Origin of the sequence: Thiofilum sp. (genome assembly GCF_016711335.1) — a bacterium.
Taxonomy (GTDB): Bacteria; Pseudomonadota; Gammaproteobacteria; order Thiotrichales; family Thiotrichaceae; genus Thiofilum.
On record NZ_JADJTF010000001.1, the window covers coordinates 1932775 to 1949745 of the forward strand.

At 41.7% G+C, this 16971-nt stretch carries 16 protein-coding genes; 12 read left to right on the forward strand and 4 right to left on the reverse strand.

Annotated features, from left to right (window positions below):
• The first annotated feature begins 21 nt into the window (after nucleotides 1–21).
• From IPL34_RS09175 to IPL34_RS09190, 4 genes are read left to right on the forward strand one after another with little or no spacing between them, the layout of a single operon-like run.
• The gene (locus tag IPL34_RS09175) at nucleotides 22–2391 is read left to right on the forward strand and encodes a type IV pilus secretin PilQ (protein ID WP_296840964.1); all 2370 of its coding nucleotides are present in this window, start codon (nucleotides 22–24) and stop codon (nucleotides 2389–2391) included.
• Between the two features lie 48 nt (nucleotides 2392–2439).
• Complete coding sequence (locus IPL34_RS09180; RefSeq protein ID WP_296840967.1) at nucleotides 2440–2991, forward strand: shikimate kinase; 552 nt, start codon at nucleotides 2440–2442, stop codon at nucleotides 2989–2991.
• Nucleotides 2972–4048 (forward strand): 3-dehydroquinate synthase, encoded by a 1077-nt coding sequence (gene aroB, locus IPL34_RS09185; RefSeq protein WP_296840970.1) that lies wholly within the window; start codon nucleotides 2972–2974, stop codon nucleotides 4046–4048. Before IPL34_RS09180 ends, aroB begins: the two co-directional genes overlap by 20 nt.
• A 3-nt stretch (nucleotides 4049–4051) precedes the next feature.
• Nucleotides 4052–5191 (forward strand): deoxyguanosinetriphosphate triphosphohydrolase, encoded by a 1140-nt coding sequence (locus IPL34_RS09190; RefSeq protein WP_296840973.1) that lies wholly within the window; start codon nucleotides 4052–4054, stop codon nucleotides 5189–5191.
• 30 nt (nucleotides 5192–5221) lie between these two features.
• Here IPL34_RS09190 and IPL34_RS09195 read toward each other — a convergent pair whose 3' ends face one another.
• Nucleotides 5222–6190, reverse strand: a complete 969-nt coding sequence (locus tag IPL34_RS09195; protein WP_296840976.1) for a hypothetical protein — start codon at nucleotides 6188–6190, stop codon at nucleotides 5222–5224.
• A gap of 299 nt (nucleotides 6191–6489) precedes the next feature.
• On the opposite strand from IPL34_RS09195, the gene IPL34_RS09200 reads away from it, so the two are divergent.
• Nucleotides 6490–7029, forward strand: coding sequence for a cytochrome b/b6 domain-containing protein (locus IPL34_RS09200; protein ID WP_296840978.1), 540 nt, complete (start codon nucleotides 6490–6492; stop codon nucleotides 7027–7029).
• Between the two features lie 75 nt (nucleotides 7030–7104).
• Here the strand turns inward: IPL34_RS09200 and IPL34_RS09205 are convergent, their stop codons facing one another.
• From IPL34_RS09205 to IPL34_RS09215, 3 genes are read right to left on the reverse strand one after another with little or no spacing between them, the layout of a single operon-like run.
• Nucleotides 7105–8193 carry a BMP family ABC transporter substrate-binding protein gene (locus IPL34_RS09205; protein WP_296840980.1) on the reverse strand — a complete coding sequence of 363 codons (1089 nt, stop codon included), beginning with the start codon at nucleotides 8191–8193 and terminating at the stop codon, nucleotides 7105–7107.
• 35 nt (nucleotides 8194–8228) lie between these two features.
• Nucleotides 8229–9593, reverse strand: a complete 1365-nt coding sequence (locus IPL34_RS09210; protein ID WP_296840982.1) for an 8-oxoguanine deaminase — start codon at nucleotides 9591–9593, stop codon at nucleotides 8229–8231.
• A complete protein-coding gene (locus tag IPL34_RS09215) occupies nucleotides 9590–10168 on the reverse strand; it encodes a chorismate lyase (protein ID WP_296840984.1) in 579 nt (192 codons plus the stop codon). The genes IPL34_RS09210 and IPL34_RS09215 overlap by 4 nt, the downstream gene beginning before the upstream one ends.
• 135 nt (nucleotides 10169–10303) lie before the next feature.
• Between IPL34_RS09215 and IPL34_RS09220 the strand changes: the two genes are divergently transcribed.
• From IPL34_RS09220 to IPL34_RS09250, 7 genes are all read left to right on the forward strand, one after another.
• Entirely contained in the window at nucleotides 10304–11854 is a 1551-nt protein-coding gene (locus IPL34_RS09220; protein WP_296840986.1) for an ATP-binding protein, read from the forward strand.
• Between the two features lie 272 nt (nucleotides 11855–12126).
• Nucleotides 12127–13509, forward strand: a complete 1383-nt coding sequence (locus IPL34_RS09225) for a TIR domain-containing protein (RefSeq protein WP_296840988.1) — start codon at nucleotides 12127–12129, stop codon at nucleotides 13507–13509.
• A gap of 138 nt (nucleotides 13510–13647) precedes the next feature.
• The gene (locus IPL34_RS09230) at nucleotides 13648–14331 is read left to right on the forward strand and encodes an SDR family oxidoreductase (protein ID WP_296840990.1); all 684 of its coding nucleotides are present in this window, start codon (nucleotides 13648–13650) and stop codon (nucleotides 14329–14331) included.
• Nucleotides 14332–14670: 339 nt separating this feature from the next.
• Nucleotides 14671–15099 carry an IS200/IS605 family transposase gene (gene tnpA, locus IPL34_RS09235; RefSeq protein ID WP_296839491.1) on the forward strand — a complete coding sequence of 143 codons (429 nt, stop codon included), beginning with the start codon at nucleotides 14671–14673 and terminating at the stop codon, nucleotides 15097–15099.
• Between the two features lie 190 nt (nucleotides 15100–15289).
• Nucleotides 15290–15604 carry a YceI family protein gene (locus IPL34_RS09240; protein WP_296840992.1) on the forward strand — a complete coding sequence of 105 codons (315 nt, stop codon included), beginning with the start codon at nucleotides 15290–15292 and terminating at the stop codon, nucleotides 15602–15604.
• The gene (locus IPL34_RS09245) at nucleotides 15601–15882 is read left to right on the forward strand and encodes a YceI family protein (protein WP_296840995.1); all 282 of its coding nucleotides are present in this window, start codon (nucleotides 15601–15603) and stop codon (nucleotides 15880–15882) included. The genes IPL34_RS09240 and IPL34_RS09245 overlap by 4 nt, the downstream gene beginning before the upstream one ends.
• A gap of 207 nt (nucleotides 15883–16089) precedes the next feature.
• Nucleotides 16090–16665 (forward strand): hypothetical protein, encoded by a 576-nt coding sequence (locus tag IPL34_RS09250; RefSeq protein WP_296840998.1) that lies wholly within the window; start codon nucleotides 16090–16092, stop codon nucleotides 16663–16665.
• The last annotated feature ends 306 nt before the right edge of the window (nucleotides 16666–16971 follow it).

Here is a 16971-nt window from a genome sequence, read left to right on the forward strand (position 1 = left end):
TATAATAAAGGTTAGCTAATAATGAAAACAATGAAGCAACTTTACCTTGTTGCCGTAATGGCGGCCGTACTTGGCTCCACTAGCCCTGTGTTAGCTGCACCCAATCAGTTGCAAGCAGTACAGGCCAGTTTAGTCGGTGGTAAAACCGAGTTGAGTTTACAATTTAATACCCCGATTGCGACTCCTCAAGGGTTTGTGATGGATAACCCTCCCCGTCTAGTGTTTGATTTTCCAGACGTGGCGGTCAATCCGGTAGTACGGCGTAATCAAGTCAGTGCGGGTGTGGTGCGTAATGTCAAAGCGGTCAATAGTAAAGGTCAAACACGAGTGGTGATTGAGTTAGAACAGTTTGCTGACTACGGCGTGGACATGCAATCGGCTAATCGTATGCTGTTAACCTTTAAAGGGGCTGGCCATAGCGCCCCTAATGACTCAACTAGACGGTTTAGAGCGGCTGAAGCACAACCTGCTTTAGACTTAGCGGAAGTACCCTTAGGAGGGGCTAGTAGTTACGATTATTATCAAGATGCTAGCCAATCTGCCCAATTAGCTAGCCAACAGCAGTATGTAGCGCACCAACCCCAACCTGTGAGATCAGCTCCAGCACCGGCGCAATACCGCAATTTACCGCCTGCTCAATCTAAAACTCAGTTCAAGCCCTATGCAGCGGCTCCACAGCATTATAATGCGGCGCAAACGGGGCGTTTTGTGACGACTCCCGCGTTACGTGGTTTGGATTTTAGACGCTCACCGAATGGTGGGGCGCGTTTGATTTTAGATTTACCAAGTACAGAGGCCACTATTCGTGAGACTAAAAGCGGTTCATCTCTGGCTTTGCGTTTAGAGGGCAGTACCATTCCGGGACATTTGCGTAATCGCTTGGATGTCACTGATTTTGCGACACCTATCTCGTATATTCAGGTGAAGCAAGAAGGCGATACCGGAGTGATTACCTTAAGCACCAATGGTATTCCTTATAATCACCGCATTGAGCGTCAAGGTGCACGCGTAACGGTACACATTGAGCCTATTCGTAATAGTCAGGTGAGTACCGCCCAAGTGCAAGTAGGAGGTAATGCTAATAACCCAGAGGCTACTACTAAGAAAAAGAAAGAGTTTACCGGCGAAAAGCTTTCTTTAAATTTCCAAGATATTGAAGTACGCGCAGTTCTACAATTACTCGCTGATTTTACTGATAAAAATATCGTGGTGAGTGACTCAGTAACCGGCAATATTACAGTGCGCTTAAAAGACGTTCCTTGGGATCAAGCTCTGGATATTGTGTTAGAAACCAAGAATCTAGGCATGCGTGAAAATGGCAATGTGATTTGGATTGCCCCGCAAGCCGAGCTAGAGGCTAAAGAAGAGCAAGTATTACAAGTTGCGAAGCGTAAGGTGGAGTTGGAGCCACTGATTACCGAGTATATTCCAGTCAATTTTGCTAAGGCGGCGGATTTAGCCACACTGATTCAAAAGCGCTCAACCGATAAGAATCACTCTTTATTATCGGAGCGTGGCAATGTGTCCGTGGATGAGCGTACTAATACTCTATTGATTCAAGATACTGCTACCCGCGTGCGTGATATTCGTGAATTGATTAAAGCCCTAGATGTTCCCGTGCAGCAAGTATTGATTGAGTCACGCATTGTGACGGCTACCGATGAGTTTGGTAAGCAATTAGGCGCTAAATTCGGGGTCAATCCACAGTGGAAAAATAAAGATAGCATGGGTCTAGGTAGCGGCAATTTAAATGCAGCGGTCGATAAATATAATGGCAAAGAAATAGGTTTAGGTGATCTATTGAGTGTCAATATGCCTGTAACCGGTGCGGCGGGTAGTTATGGTTTTGCCATTCTAGCTAAAGACTTTATGTTGGAATTAGAACTCTCTGCCTTGCAAGCTGAAAGTAAGGGTGAGGTGATTGCAACCCCACGGGTGATTACTTCTAACCAAACCAAAGCCATTATTGAGCAAGGGGTGGAAATTCCTTACTTACAAGACTCTTCTAGTGGTGCGACTAACGTAGCCTTTAAGAAAGCGGTATTGAGCTTGGAAGTCACGCCCCAGATCACGCCAGATGAGCATATCTCGATGGATTTACGAGTCAATCAAGATACCGTAGGTGCGGTTTATGAGAAAATCCCTAGTATTAACACGCGCGAAATTCAAACCCGTGTTATGGTCAGTAATGGTCAAACAGTAGTGTTGGGTGGAGTACATGAGGATATACGCCTCAATACTGTGAAAAAAGTGCCGGTATTTGGTGATTTACCAGTAGTGGGTCAGCTATTCCGTAATACCGATAATAGCAATGAAAAGCGCGAGTTACTGATCTTCGTCACTCCGAAAATTATTGATTCCAGTAAAACTACTGCGATGAATAAGCGTTAATAGGCGTAGGGGCTTGATTCCCGCGCTTAGTGCTGGCATAACTCCACCATGCAAGAGAATATTATTCTGGTGGGGTTGATGGGCGCGGGCAAGTCCACCATAGGTAAACAATTAGCGCGACGGCTAAAGCTGGAGTTTTTTGATTCTGATCGTTATTTAGAGGAAAAAACTGGCGTTAGCATTCCCACGATTTTTTCTATTGAAGGTGAATCTGGTTTTCGTGATCGAGAAGAAGAAGTAATCGCCGAATTGACTGCTAAACGCGGCATTATCTTAGCGACCGGAGGTGGCTCGATTCTACGTGAAGTGAATCGCCAGCGCCTGATGCAACACGGTATTGTGATTTATCTTAAAGCTAATCCTGAACAGCTTTATGAGCGTATTAAACACGATACTTCACGCCCTTTAATGCAAACCGCTAATCCATTGCAGACTTTACGTGATTTACTGAAAGCGCGTGAGCCTTTTTATACAGAAGTGGCTGATTTGATTATCTTATCTGGAAGACAGCGCTTATCAGCAGTCTTACGCGACATTCAAGCAAAACTCCCCCTCGTTGCAGCTAATAAAGGAATTAATCATGCAAACATTGCAAGTTGATTTAGGGGAGCGCAGTTACCCTATTCATATTGGTCAGGGTTTATTGACTCAATCTCATCTGCTTCGACCTCATATTCACGGCAAGCGAGCGGTGACTATTTCTAATACTACCGTAGCTCCTTTATATCTAGACTCAGTACAGAATGCTTTAGAGGGATTCACTACTTCAGCGCATCTTATGCCTGATGGTGAGGAGTACAAAACACTCGATACTTGCAATACTATTTTCACCCATTTACTAGAAAACAAAGCGGATCGTAAAACAACCCTGATTGCTTTAGGGGGCGGAGTCGTGGGGGATATGGTAGGTTTTGCAGCAGCAGCCTATCAGCGTGGCGTTAATTTTATTCAAGTACCTACTACCTTACTCTCGATGGTGGATTCTTCGGTGGGGGGCAAAACAGGGGTCAATCATCCGCTGGGCAAAAATATGATTGGCGCATTTCATCAGCCCCAATGCGTGATTATTGATACCGATACTCTCAATACCTTACCGGATCGAGAACTCAGTGCGGGTATTGCTGAGGTTATTAAATACGGTTTGATTCGTGATACTGAGTTTTTAGCATGGCTTGATACGCATATGGCGCAATTAGTCGGACGTGATCCTGAGGTATTAGCGGAAGCGATTTTCCGTTCATGTCAGCATAAAGCCGAAGTGGTAGCCGCAGATGAGCGTGAAGAGGGTGAACGCGCTTTGTTAAATCTAGGACATACTTTTGGGCACGCGATTGAAGCCGCAATGGGCTACGGTAATTGGCTGCATGGTGAGGCAGTAGCGGCGGGTATGGTAATGGCAGCCGAGCATTCGATGCTCATGGGTTGGATTACCCCCGCAGAAGTACAATGGATTCGTGAGCTATTACAACGCGCTAATTTGCCTATCGAGCCACCCAGTAGCATGACGGGTGCTGATTTTAAACAATATATGTCAGTGGATAAGAAAGTACTCGATGGCTCATTGCGTTTAGTGCTACTGCAAAAAATAGGTAGGGCCATAGTGACTACTGATTTTCACGAAGGTGCGTTAAATCAAGTTCTCAATCGCGAGCTTTAGATCATGATAGCTAATTATGCGGCTAAACCAGAATTGAGTCGGGGGCGGCGCTTCCCAGAGCCTGCCCCTCTCTATCGCAGCGAATTTCAACGCGACCGTGATCGCATTATTCACTCCAAAGCGTTTCGTCGTCTTGAGTATAAAACCCAAGTATTTGTGAATCACGAAGGTGATCTATACCGCACTCGCTTGACTCATTCGCTAGAGGTCGCACAAGTTGCGTGTGCGGTTGCGCGTAATATGGGTTTGAATGAGGATTTAACCGAAGCAATTGCACTAGCACATGATTTAGGGCATACCCCGTTTGGTCATGCGGGTCAGGATGCTTTGAATGGGTGTATGAAACTATTTGGTGGGTTTGAGCATAATTTGCAATCCTTACGCGTGGTGGATCACTTAGAGACTTCTTATGCGGAGTTTGATGGCTTAAATCTCACCTTTGAAACGCGTGAAGGTATTTTAAAACATTGCGCTGTAAAAAATGCCGCGATGTTAGGCGATGTAGGTGAGCGCTTTCTGACTAAAACTCAGCCGAGTTTAGAGGCACAAATTGCGAATTTAGCCGATGAGATTGCCTATAATAATCATGATATTGATGATGGTATCCGTTCGGGCTTAATTAGTATTGAGCAATTCTGTGCCGTGCCTTTATTTTGTGAAACTTATGAAGAAGTGATAGCGCGTTATCCCAAGCTAGAGGAGCGGCGCTTGATTCATGAAATAGTGCGCCGTTTGATTGGTAAAATGGTGATTGATCTCACCGATACTAGCACCCAAATGATTCAACAATCAGGAGTAAATAGTATTGATCAAGTACGCCAACAATCTAGCCCTCTAATTCGTTATAGCAGCGAATTATTAATGCAAAAAAATGCATTAAAAAGCTTTCTGTATCAAAATCTATATATGCACCCTACAGTTTATCGTATGGCATGGAAAGCACAAAAGATCATTAGTAGCTTGTTTACTATTTATATGCAGGATATAAAACTATTACCGGTTAAATACCAAGACTTTATTAAAAGTATGCCCAATGATGAAACCTATAAAGCACGGGTTATTGCTGATTATATTGCAGGCATGACAGATCGCTATGCTATGAAAGAATACGGGCAATTTCATGATTTAAGTCGGCTGCATTAAGTATTATTTAAACTAGCTTAATTTTAGATCCTAATCTAAGAACAGAGCCGATTCATCTTTGCCTTTAACAGCTCGCCATGACATGCGTATTAAATAGGTCATACAAAGTAGCATGATAATAAAAAATACCCACTCATCTCCTGAAATTAACTCATACTCTAAATAACCCTTTAGTGACGAATAAGAGCTATTATGAGGCTGAATAGCTGTAGCAATAATCAATGTGGCAATATAGAGCAAAGTCGCTATGACCACATAGCCAAATAAGGGAATCAACCAAATAGTAGCGACCGCAAAACACACTAAGAAAATAGGCACAAATAAATCTATTTCAAAAGGATAGGGCATTTGAAAAAAGGGTAAGCAGGCGATAATCGTCAACACGGTTCTAAACAATAATGAGCCAATAGGGTTTTTAGTACTATGTTTGGTTTGTTTGTGATTGGGAATAGACGCTTGCACCCTATTTACTGCCGCCTCATAGTTTTCCGGTAGGCAAAAAAGAGTAATCAGGTCACGCCAGCGATTACGCAATGTAATACGATAGTGTTTAGAGTCATAGGTAGCACTATAAATCCTCTCCCATTCAAACGCTTGGCTTTCTTGCGAGGTGGCAATTAAACCTGTACCGACAGCACCGGGTTTAAGGCTAATAAGCCCTAAAAAAATTAAAGTGCGATTTGCCCATTTAGAGCGTCTACTGGTGATATCACATTGTACTTGGCGGGCATTGATGGTAAAGCGCATAGGCATGCGATTACCAAAAAATAATAGCATCACCACTATCATTAAAACCCATAGTCCTAAAGCTGCGAATGTGGCTCCTAATAATAGTGGTGGCAAGGTATCCCATTCACCCGTAGCACCTAAAATAAGGCTGAATAATATAACCATCACTAACCAAGTGAGTACGCTTAATTTAATCGACGCACGAAAGAGATAAGGATTATTCACTAGGGGCACGTCGAGATTCCAAACTAACTCGGCTTTATTTTTCATGCTGATTATCCTCGGTAGTAGTGGCAATGAAATCAATGAGGAGAACTAGGTTGAGTGAGAGCTATAATAGGACTGTTTAGAGTTATTATATCCCTTCTAGTCCTGCAAAATCCTTGGGCAATGTCATTGCAACTCTCTCTAGTTTGCTCTACAACCAAGCTCGCCTCTTTGATGGGGTGATGGTTGGTAGTCGATATGAATCACAGAGTAATGCTTTGGTATAGTTGCGCACTAAACTAATACTTGGTTCAATGCTCAGTGCTTAGCTTTTGTTTGATTGTTAATATAAAGGACTAGAAATGATTTCAGCACCCTCGCGTTATCATCCCTTAGCGGTGACCTTACATTGGCTCTTAGCTGTCATCTTGATTATAGCTTTAGTCATGGGGAGTCAAGTACTCGAAAAAATTCCTAATACTGATCCTGAAAAAATCAACGCCTTACGTGGTCATATGATGGCGGGTGGTTTGATTTTACTATTAACGTTGCTACGTATTTTCGTGCGTTTTAAAACGATTGCGCCTAATCCCGCACCTACAGGCAGTGCGCTCTTGGATAAGGTCGCGGCTTTAGTCCATGTCTTATTAAATTTAGTGGTGATTGTCATGGCCATTAGTGGTATTGCGCTAGCTTTTAGTGCTGGATTGCCGGATATAGTCTTTGGTGGTTCGGGGCAGCCTTTGCCGATAAGTTTTCAGGATTTTCCTGCTCGTGCTGTGCATGGCATTATAGCTAAGGTATTGATGGCACTAATTGTATTACATATCGTGGATGCAATTTATCATCAGTTTATATTAAAAGATAATCTGATGAAGCGGATTTGGTTCGGTAAGCGCTAATTAAATACTTTAGGTTTGAAAAGAAAAAGCCAGCAGTGATGCTGGCTTTTTTGCTTTGAGAGCTTAGATAATTAATTACTTGGGAATATCGCCTTCCACGCCTTCAACATACCAATCCATTTTAGCTAGATCAGCAATACTCATACTTGTGCCTTCGGGTACTTTAACTTCGCCTTTTTGATCTTTAATCGGACCAGTGAAAGGATTATATCCGCCTTTAATATCTTCAATCATTTTATTAGCTTCGGCTTTAATATCTTCCGGTAAAGCTGGATTAAAGTTATTAGAAGTGACTACACCTTCTGCCATACCGCCCCAGAAATCACCCGATTTCCAAGTACCATCCATAACAGATTTAACCACTCCGGTATAATAATCTTCCCAGTTTTGTACCACAGAAACCAAATGCGCTTTTTCACCAAAGCGTGACATATCAGAATCTTGACCTACACCATACACACCACCACGACGTTCAGCCGCTTGCATTGCAGCAGGGCTATCGGTGTGTTGTAGAATCACGTCCGCACCTTGATCCATTAAAGTATTAGCGGCATCGGATTCCTTACCCGGATCAAACCAAGTATTCACCCACACAATTTTTAATTTCGCTTTAGGGTTATAACGATTTAACGCTAATTGCACCGCGTTAATATCACGAATGACTTCAGGAATCGGGAAAGAGGCAATATAACCAATGGTATTACTCTTAGTCATTTTTGCCGCTAAAAAGCCCGCGACATAACGACCTTCAAAACTTTTAGCAATATAAGTACCGAGATTTTTATCTTGCTTATATCCCGTGGCATGCATAAAGGTGACATCAGGATATTTTTTAGCAACTTTAGCGGTGGGATTCATAAAACCAAACGAGGTCGTGAAAATCAGCTTATTACCGTCTTTGACTAAGTTAGTAATAGCACGCTCAGCGTCAGCGCCCTCAGGAACGTTTTCAATATAGGTGGTTTTGACTTTATCGCCGAGATTTTTTTCTACAGCTTTACGACCTAAGTCATGTTGGTAACTCCAACCATTATCACCAACAGGGCCTACATAAATAAAACCCACTTTAAAAGGGTCTTCTGCCTGAGCACCTAAACTGGCTAGCGTTAAACTAGCGCCTGTTAATAAGGCAGCCAACCATTGTTTGACACGAAATGTGCGCATGTATTAATCCTCATGGGGGTGAAATTCTGTTGCAATTAAGCGTAAGCGCAGGCTTTTTGGGCTAAGCGCCGCGCGGCGGCTTGGTGGCGTTGCATTAATTCCTGCAAATCAATATGAACGGGATTACCGTCCACCACAGTCCATTGCCCTGCAATCATCACTCGGTGAGCGCGTTGTGCTCCACATAATAACAATGCCGCTAACGGGTCATGATGACCGGAAAAACGTAGCTCGTCTAGTTTAAATAACGCTAAATCAGCCTGATAGCCCACTGCTATTTGTCCAATATCATTACGCCCTAGGACTTTAGCTGAGCCATTAGTGGCGAAACGATACGCATCTAAGTGAGTCATTCGCGCCGACCCGTAGCGTAGACGTTGCAAATATAGTGCCTGTCTGACTTCACTGATTAAATTCGAGTGATCATTTGAGGCTGAACCATCCACACCAAGACCTACTGGACTGCCAGCTTGCTCTAATTCCAAAGTACGACAAATGCCTGACGCGAGCATCATATTGGAATTAGGGCAATGGCAAATGCCCACACCCGCTTGTCCAAGTCTTTGAATTTCTTCGTCATTAAAATGAATACCGTGTGCAAGCCACGTTTTATTATGTAGCCAGCCGACACTTTCTAAGTAGTCCACAGTACGCAAACCAAAGCGTTTTAAGCAAAAGGCCTCTTCATCTAAAGTTTCGGCTAAATGGGTATGCAGATGGACATTATAAGTTTGAGCGAGTTGGGCGCTGGCTTTCATCAGGTCAGTTGTGACCGAAAACGGGGAGCAAGGGGCTAGAGCTATTTGGATTTTTGCACCCTCATGAGGCTCATGATAGTCACGAATCAGGCGCTCGCTATCGTCCAATATCACTTGCTCCGTTTGTACGGTAGATTGAGGCGGCAAACCGCCTTGATCTTTGCCTAAACTCATAGAACCGCGTGTGAGTGTCACGCGAGTTCCTACTTTTTTTGCCGCCTCTACTTGAGTATCAATGGCGTACTCTAAGCCTTGTGGAAATAAATAATGATGATCGGCGGCGGTAGTACAACCGGAAAGCATTAATTCTGTTAGCGCCAATTCGGTGGCAACTGTGAGCATCTCTGGCTCTAAACCAGCCCACACTGGATACAGGGTTTGCAGCCACGGGAATAATTCTTTATTTAAGGCGGCTGGATAGGCACGGGTCAGGGTTTGGTAAAAGTGATGGTGAGTATTGATCAAGCCGGGGAGTATGACGTATTCGCTGGCATCGAAAGTTTGATCTACTGGCGTGCTAGGGGTTTGATTAGGCGAGAGTACTTCAATAATTTTATTGTCTTGGATAACAACTCCAGCACTGTTTAATTCATTCAAACCATCAAATAGTGCCAAAGGATTTTTGAGCCAAACGATACTCATGTGGGCTTGCTCTCGTTGGGTTGAGGGTAGTTAAGGAGCGCGGGTAGGAAAAACTCACTCACGACCAAGGGATACAATGCCCCCGTAAATAAGGTTTGTCGACCCCAGAGGGTTGCGGTGTTTTTCACTGCCTGTGGAATATTAGCAAAAAATGCTAGCTCACTAGGCAGTTCGGCGTAATACATGAGGGCACGTTTTAACACGGGTTCGGCGAAAATCCAATGACCCAAAGGGCGAGCACCGAGTTCACGTAATTCGGCATAGTGATCGACCAATGCAGCTTCGGGCAAGATGGAGCTGGCGAAAACGAGCGGAGTCTCACCGTCGCATAAAAGCACTTCGCGTTGCAGGACTGATGCATAGGGCAGTAAGCCGAGGGCTTGGCTCATGAGTGCGGAACAAGTAACGAATTGGTGCTTGAGTACTTGTACCTTAAATTCGCGTTGGCAAATGGCTTGAAGTTGAGCTGTGAGTGATCCGGCGACGCATAGCCATGCTTGCAACCTTGCGGGCGCAGCTTGAGGCTGGGTTTCAGTATTAAAAGCATGCCAATCCACGCCAATCAGAGAATCCATGAGATACCTAAAAATCAATAACAGCGGCGCGATATTCTAGTACTAAGGTTGGGGTTTAGTAAGAGGTAGTTAACAGAATGCTGGTTTCTAAAACATGCTAGACTAGAAGCACTGGAACGCAACATAGCTATCATCATGACTCAGCCACGACTCCCACGTAAAAAACTCCCTATTGGTATTCAAACCTTGAGTCAAATTCGTGAAGGGAATTATTACTATGTCGATAAAACTCCCTTAGCATTAGATTTGGTCAATAATGGAAAATACTACTTTCTCTCGCGTCCGCGTCGTTTTGGCAAAAGTCTATTTTTGGATACCTTAAAAGAATTATTCGAGGGTAATGAAGCCTTATTTAAAGGTTTAGCAGCGGAACAACACTGGGATTGGTCGGTTAAATACCCTGTATTACGTTTTAGCTTTGGCGGTAATAATTACAGTCAGCTAGGTTATCTAGAGTCTGATTTAAAAGAGCAGTTAACCACACTCGAAAAACAATACAAATTTACTACGGATGGTGTTACCTGTGCGGGACGTTTTAAAAGTCTCATTTTGCATGTAGAGCAACAATTTAAAAGCTCAGTAGTAGTGCTCATAGACGAATATGACAAACCTATTCTAGATGCTCTATTAAATCCTGAGGTGGCTAAAGCGAATCGTGATTTTCTGCGAGGTTTCTACGGTACGATTAAAGACTATGATGCGCATATTCAGTTTAGCTTTTTAACCGGAGTGAGTAAGTTTTCTAAAGTCAGTTTGTTTTCAGGCTTGAATAATCTGTATGATCTAACCCTAGATCCGGTTTACTCTGCGATTTGTGGTTATACTGATCAGGATTTAGATGAGCTATTTGCACCAGAGCTAGAAGGCTTAGACCGAGAGCTGATTCGTGAGTGGTATAATGGTTATCACTGGCTGGGGGAAAGTGTCTATAATCCTTTTGATATTCTGCAATTATTTAAGCGCCGCCAATTTGACAATTACTGGTTTGAAACGGGGACACCGACTTTTTTAGTCGAGCTATTATTCAAACGTAAAGTACCTACTCTGCATCTTGATCATATGATCAGTAGCAGTAGTGTAATTTCGAGCTTTGACATTGACAAAATTGCTACCGAAGCACTGTTATTCCAGACAGGTTATCTGACGATTAAACGTAGCCAACGCGCTGGCGGGCAGACCTTTTATACTTTGGGCTATCCGAATAAAGAAGTGTATCAAAGCTTAAATGAAAGCCTATTAGCCGTGTTAGTGAACACCTCTGAACAAAGCCAGAATACCTTACGCCTGTATGAGTTACTGCTGCAAAACGATTTTGCGGGTCTAAAGCAACTGTTTCATAGCTTCTTTGCCAGTATTCCATATCAATGGTATAGCAATAACTCGATTCAGCAGTATGAGGGCTATTATGCCAGTGTGTTTTATTCGTATTTTGCCTCGCTAGGTTTAGACGTAAGAGTCGAGGATAGTACGAATCTAGGGCGCATTGATATGACCCTATTGTTTAATCAGCAGGTTTATTTATTTGAGTTTAAGGTGGTGGAGTTTGCGCCGGAAGGTAAAGCCTTACAGCAAATTAAAGCCAGAGGCTATGCGGAGAAATATAAAACACTTCAGCAGCCTATTTATTTAATTGGCGTAGAGTTTAGTAAAGAGAGCCGTAATGTGGTGGATTTTGTGGTGGAGTGAGGTTCTTGCTGATTTCATGCTTTTAAAAAAAGTACTTAGCTATCCCCCAAGACTTGCGAATGAACGGTTGTCGGTTCTGAGTTGGGTGTTGTATGATTGCTGACCATAAATGTCGCTACCAGATGAGTTTTTTCCTATGCTAATCCCAGACTATACGGAATCTCGCCAAAAAAAAGATAAAGCCGCATTTTTCCAGACTAGGCGGAGTCTGGAATAAGATGTTATACCGAGATTATGTATAATAAACTGTTAGATTTTTCAATTACACATACATGAAAAATATTAAATATGACATAGCTCTATCTTTCGCAGGAGAAGACAGAGATTATGTTCATCAAGTGGCTGAACAACTACGAGCTGCCAACATACGTGTTTTCTACGATTTATTTGAGGAGGATAACTTATGGGGGAAGAATTTATATGATTATTTGAGAGAGATTTATTGTAACTTAGCATCTTATACCGTAATTTTTATATCAAAAGAATATTCAAAAAAACTTTGGACTAATCACGAACGAGAGTGTGCTCAAGAAAGAGCTTTTAAAGAAAACAAAGAATATATTCTTCCGGCAAGATTTGATGATACAGATATTCCTGGGCTAAAAACAACAATTGCATATATTAATCTTAATAATAAATCACCGATACAGTTTGCAGAACTCATTTCAAGAAAAATAAAGAAAGGAGAGTCTTATTTTAAAAAAGAAAAAAAAGAAAGCAATATCTTATATAAAAACTTATCATTTCGCAACAAAACATTAATTGGATTGGTTCTAATTAAAGGGATTCGTTCTTGGTGTTTTTCGACAGGAAAAACAGAAATCAATGAAAATAGCATAATTTTAAATGAAAATCTAAGCTATCAAATAAACACGAAAGAAGCTTATAAAGAAAAACAAAAAAATGCTATTCAAATATTAAAAGATAATGAAGATATCTTTTCCAGCATTGGAAAACAATTAGGGGCGCATATATGTTTAGTAAATCCTCTAACAGTCAACGACTCAATATATGAAAGATTTAATAATTTTGATAAATTTCATTACTTGAAAAGTGAGACTGAACTTAAAAGTTTCTCTTATCCAGTAACAAACTTACAATTTTCCTATATAATATCTTTGGATAATAATAAGAAAAATAAGATTAGAGTTTATAGAGCGCCTTTCTCTTATATGTCTAATAACTTTGGCATCGAGTCAGTGTTGGAAAAAAATGAAATTAGAAAAACTTTAGTAATAAAAGAAGAGGTGTTTAAAAGAAATTCAAAATATATCTCTATAGATATAGGCTCATGTCATATAATTAATACTATAAATGTCGGTGCAAATTTAGAAACAGAAATCATCAATGCGATAGATCAAGATGAAAGCCTGAAACTAAAATCCATGCTAATAGCAAAAGGCATAGACACTAAAGAAAATTTTGAATTAATTACTTATTTATCTAATTCTTTCAATAAACTGACTTTAAAAGAAAAAAGTTTACTACCATTTCTTATTTCAGGAAGACCAATGAAACAAGCTCCTGAGGTGCTTGGAATTACTCAGCCTTATGCCCAAGCTTTAATTAGCAATATAAGAAAAAAATTTGGTGACATTCCAACGACAAAGCTAGCTGCCTATATTGGAATGATGATGGTCTATAATCTTTTATAAACTTGCAATAAATCTAACGAGTGTCGACGATGGAGGCAATGACAGCTAAAATGTCGACTGATCAAATCATGGGTCTTCCTAATCACTCCACTTAATATACACTTACCTCGTTATCATCAGCTTTTCGAGGGACTTAGCATGACCCGTGAATCTCTAAAAGGTAAGCGCGTGCTCATTACGCAGGCGGATGTGTTTATGGGGCCTATGCTCTGTGAAGTGTTTGCTGAGCACGGCGCGAATGTAATTCCCAACACCGACAGCCTACTTACACCCGAAGCCCCCACTTCCATTATTTCGGCGGCGGGCGAGATTGATGTGCTGGTTGCCAACCTTGCTATACCTGCGCCCTCAACTGCCGCTATCGAAGTCTCTGAAGAGGAGTGGAGAAGTACTTTTGCGGCTCTAGTCGATCCACTGCCTCGGCTTTGTCGCGCCGTCCTGCCCTTCATGATCCAGCGGCGTTCTGGCAAGGTTTTAGTAATGGGTAGTGCTTCCGCGCTGCGTGGTATCAAACGGGCGTCTACCTATAGTGCGGCTCGCGGTGCTCAGCTTGCCTATGTGCAGGCGTTAGGGGTAGAGGTAGCCGCTTATAATGTGCAAGTTAACGCGATTGCACAAAACTTTGTTGATAATCCCACCTACTTTCCTGCTGAAATCCAAGCCAACCCTCGCTTTCAAGAGCGTTTAAAGCGTGAGGTTCCACTAGGTCGTTTGGTCGGAGCAAGAGAGGATGCCGAGTTTGCGGCTTATTTATGTAGTGACCAAGCCAATTGTTTTGTGGGGCAAGTTTTTCCGGTGTGTGGGGGTTGGGTACAGCGTTAGTTATATAGCTTATCCAGACGGATCGCTTCAGCCTATGAGTTGAAATCCCTCGCATCGCTGAATTCAACTGTAAAGTAACAGCAATTCAAGTCTGAACTTCAGCATATAGGACAGGTTTTGCCGATTAGTAAAAGTCTATTTTTAGAAAACTTAAAAGAGTTATTCAAGGGCAATGAAGTATAGTTTAAAGGCTCAGAGCCGAGTCACAACAGGCTTGGTTGGTTAAATACTCTGTGTTACGCTTTATTAGTCCGTCTTCAAGGTTAAAACCACCGTCTTTAGACGGTCAGATTTATCTGCGATACTAGCTGGATGAAGGTTGGCATGAGGTCGTGAGAGATGGAGTATCGGTATGGAAGCCACACCGTCTACCGGATTGAGTATCACTTTGTATTTGTGACGAAATACCGCTATCCGGTACTGAAAGGGGATGTGGGGTTAAAGATACGGGAGTTGATCCGTCAAACCTGTCAAGCCTTTGAGATAGAAATAGTGAAGGGGGTGGTGAGCAAGGATCATGTGCATTTGTTGTTATCGGTGCCACCGGAGCTAGCACCGAGCGAGATCATGCGCCGAATTAAGGGTCGAAGTGCGGCAAAAATCTTTGAAAGCTACCCGGATTTAAGAAAGCGGTATTGGGGACAGCATTTTTGGGCGCGGGGTTATTTTTGTGCGACTTCAGGGGAATTGAGTGCTGAGATGATTAAGGCGTATTTAGAGCATCACTTTGAACCGAGGTTAGAGGATAACTTTAAGACAGAAGGCTAGACGGGTCTATTCGACCCGTATCCGGACTTTAGTCCTTTTAGCGAACCCTTCAGCTTTAGCTGATGGTTGTTAAGTTCGGGTAGCGCTAATTATAATAATATACAAAGCTTGAATAAGGTAATGATGAGCTGTTTAAACCAGCTTAACTTCTAAATGCTCATTCCTACGATACAATCACTAGGAGGTTTTTATGAAAAAAATTCTTTGCTTCGCACTATTAGCATCTCTGGGATTGCCTTTAAATGCATTGGCTAAGCCTGATCAATTCTCTGTGGCTGCTGCCAATAGCGAAATCAACTACGAAGTCAGTTATATGCAATATAATACCAGTAAAGGGCGCTTCAATGATTTCGTGGGCGTTATTGTCTGGGATGCTGAAAAGCCGGAAACTTCGAGTGTTAATATAACAGTGCAGGCTAAGAGCGTTGCTACAGGTTATCCCAACATTGACCGTATGTTGCAGGGGCCAGATTTATTTAATTTAATGTCGCTAAATACCCCATGATGTCTTTCAAGAGTACTTCAGTAAAGGCTAAAAGCACTAATGCTCTGACGATTACAGGTGACCTAACTTTATGTGGAGTTACTAAGAGTATCACCTTTGATGTTCAGCTTCTTGGAGTTATGGAACTGGGTGATGGCAAAGCTAAGGCTGGTTTCCAAGGTGGCTTTACCGTTAGTCGTCGGTATTTTTCTATCGGCGTGCACAGTAACGTCAATAATATGTTGGGTGATGATGTTTCGGTCAAGGTACACTTAGAAGGTGATCGTGTAGCCAACTGATTCCCCTATGCTTTGTTTGATTTTCGTTATAGAACATTCACCTATGTATCGTTAGTATGAGTCAATGTAGTGGTTTATTATGTTACCAGTTTATAAAAACACTCACCAAAAAAATATAGCCTCATTTTCTCAGACTAGGCGGATTCTGGAATAAGAGGTTATACTGAGATTCTGTATAATAAACTATTATATTTTGAGAGGTAATTAGTGCTATCACTTGATCTGTTAGATAAGCACATTGCGGAATGCAGAGAGTATGTTGATGCTGGAAAGGAAGAGCAGAGTACTCTTGATTTTTTTCTAAATCTTAAGCGAGATTTAGAACATTCGACTGAAGATGATTGGAAGGCATATAATGAACTGGTAAACCGTCTACCTGATAAAGATGCTGACCCAGTTCTTATAATACTTAAGGGTCAATTATTGATAGAAAAACAAGTTAGAAAATTCATTGATTCTAGGCTACCAAATCCCGACGCACTGGAAAAACAACAATTCAGTGCAGCACAGTGTATTGCTCTCGCTGAAAGCATGTGCCTAGATCAAGATGAACCAAGGTGGTTATGGGCACAAATTAGAGAACTCAACTCTATTAGAAATAAAATGGCACATTCACTTGAGATTGAAAGTCTCGAAACAAGAATAAATAATTTTGTTTCTACTATTAGCAATGCACAAAAATTAGAAAATAAATCACTTATTAATGCTATTGCACGGTTATATGGGATGCTTAAAGGATTATGTGATTTGTCATTTTCAGATCAATTTAAGATCAATAAATAATATAACTTGTCGCTCAATACCGAGCACATAGCCTGCGCCATTAAAAAAAGGGCAAATTATTTCTTAGTCACAGACATTGGTATAATTAAAAAAGCCAACCTTGTACAAACCATTAAGATAAAAGACCCAATTGATTTTATCAGTGAGGTTCTAGCATGATGACTAATACAGAGATAAGAGTAAAAGGTGCTCAAGTTCTTGCTCAATATTTAGGTGATATTGAGATGTAGAGATTTATATCCTTTATTCAAAGGGCGCCGTTTGATTATACTAAATGGCGACAAAAAAATAGACGATGAGGGTATT

Bases quoted from the DNA above. Each gene is read 5' to 3' on its own strand.
- IPL34_RS09220 (WP_296840986.1), top strand. From the start codon at position 10,304: ATGACTCAGCCACGACTCCCACGTAAAAAACTCCCTATTGGTATTCAA.
- IPL34_RS09200 (WP_296840978.1), top strand. From the start codon at position 6,490: ATGATTTCAGCACCCTCGCGTTATCATCCCTTAGCGGTGACCTTACAT.
- IPL34_RS09240 (WP_296840992.1), top strand. From the start codon at position 15,290: ATGAAAAAAATTCTTTGCTTCGCACTATTAGCATCTCTGGGATTGCCT.
- tnpA (WP_296839491.1), top strand. From the start codon at position 14,671: ATGGAGTATCGGTATGGAAGCCACACCGTCTACCGGATTGAGTATCAC.
- IPL34_RS09230 (WP_296840990.1), top strand. From the start codon at position 13,648: ATGACCCGTGAATCTCTAAAAGGTAAGCGCGTGCTCATTACGCAGGCG.
- IPL34_RS09210 (WP_296840982.1), bottom strand. From the start codon at position 9,593: ATGAGTATCGTTTGGCTCAAAAATCCTTTGGCACTATTTGATGGTTTG.
- IPL34_RS09205 (WP_296840980.1), bottom strand. From the start codon at position 8,193: ATGCGCACATTTCGTGTCAAACAATGGTTGGCTGCCTTATTAACAGGC.
- IPL34_RS09175 (WP_296840964.1), top strand. From the start codon at position 22: ATGAAAACAATGAAGCAACTTTACCTTGTTGCCGTAATGGCGGCCGTA.
- IPL34_RS09215 (WP_296840984.1), bottom strand. From the start codon at position 10,168: ATGGATTCTCTGATTGGCGTGGATTGGCATGCTTTTAATACTGAAACC.
- IPL34_RS09190 (WP_296840973.1), top strand. From the start codon at position 4,052: ATGATAGCTAATTATGCGGCTAAACCAGAATTGAGTCGGGGGCGGCGC.
- IPL34_RS09245 (WP_296840995.1), top strand. From the start codon at position 15,601: ATGATGTCTTTCAAGAGTACTTCAGTAAAGGCTAAAAGCACTAATGCT.
- IPL34_RS09180 (WP_296840967.1), top strand. From the start codon at position 2,440: ATGCAAGAGAATATTATTCTGGTGGGGTTGATGGGCGCGGGCAAGTCC.
- aroB (WP_296840970.1), top strand. From the start codon at position 2,972: ATGCAAACATTGCAAGTTGATTTAGGGGAGCGCAGTTACCCTATTCAT.
- IPL34_RS09195 (WP_296840976.1), bottom strand. From the start codon at position 6,190: ATGAAAAATAAAGCCGAGTTAGTTTGGAATCTCGACGTGCCCCTAGTG.
- IPL34_RS09225 (WP_296840988.1), top strand. From the start codon at position 12,127: ATGAAAAATATTAAATATGACATAGCTCTATCTTTCGCAGGAGAAGAC.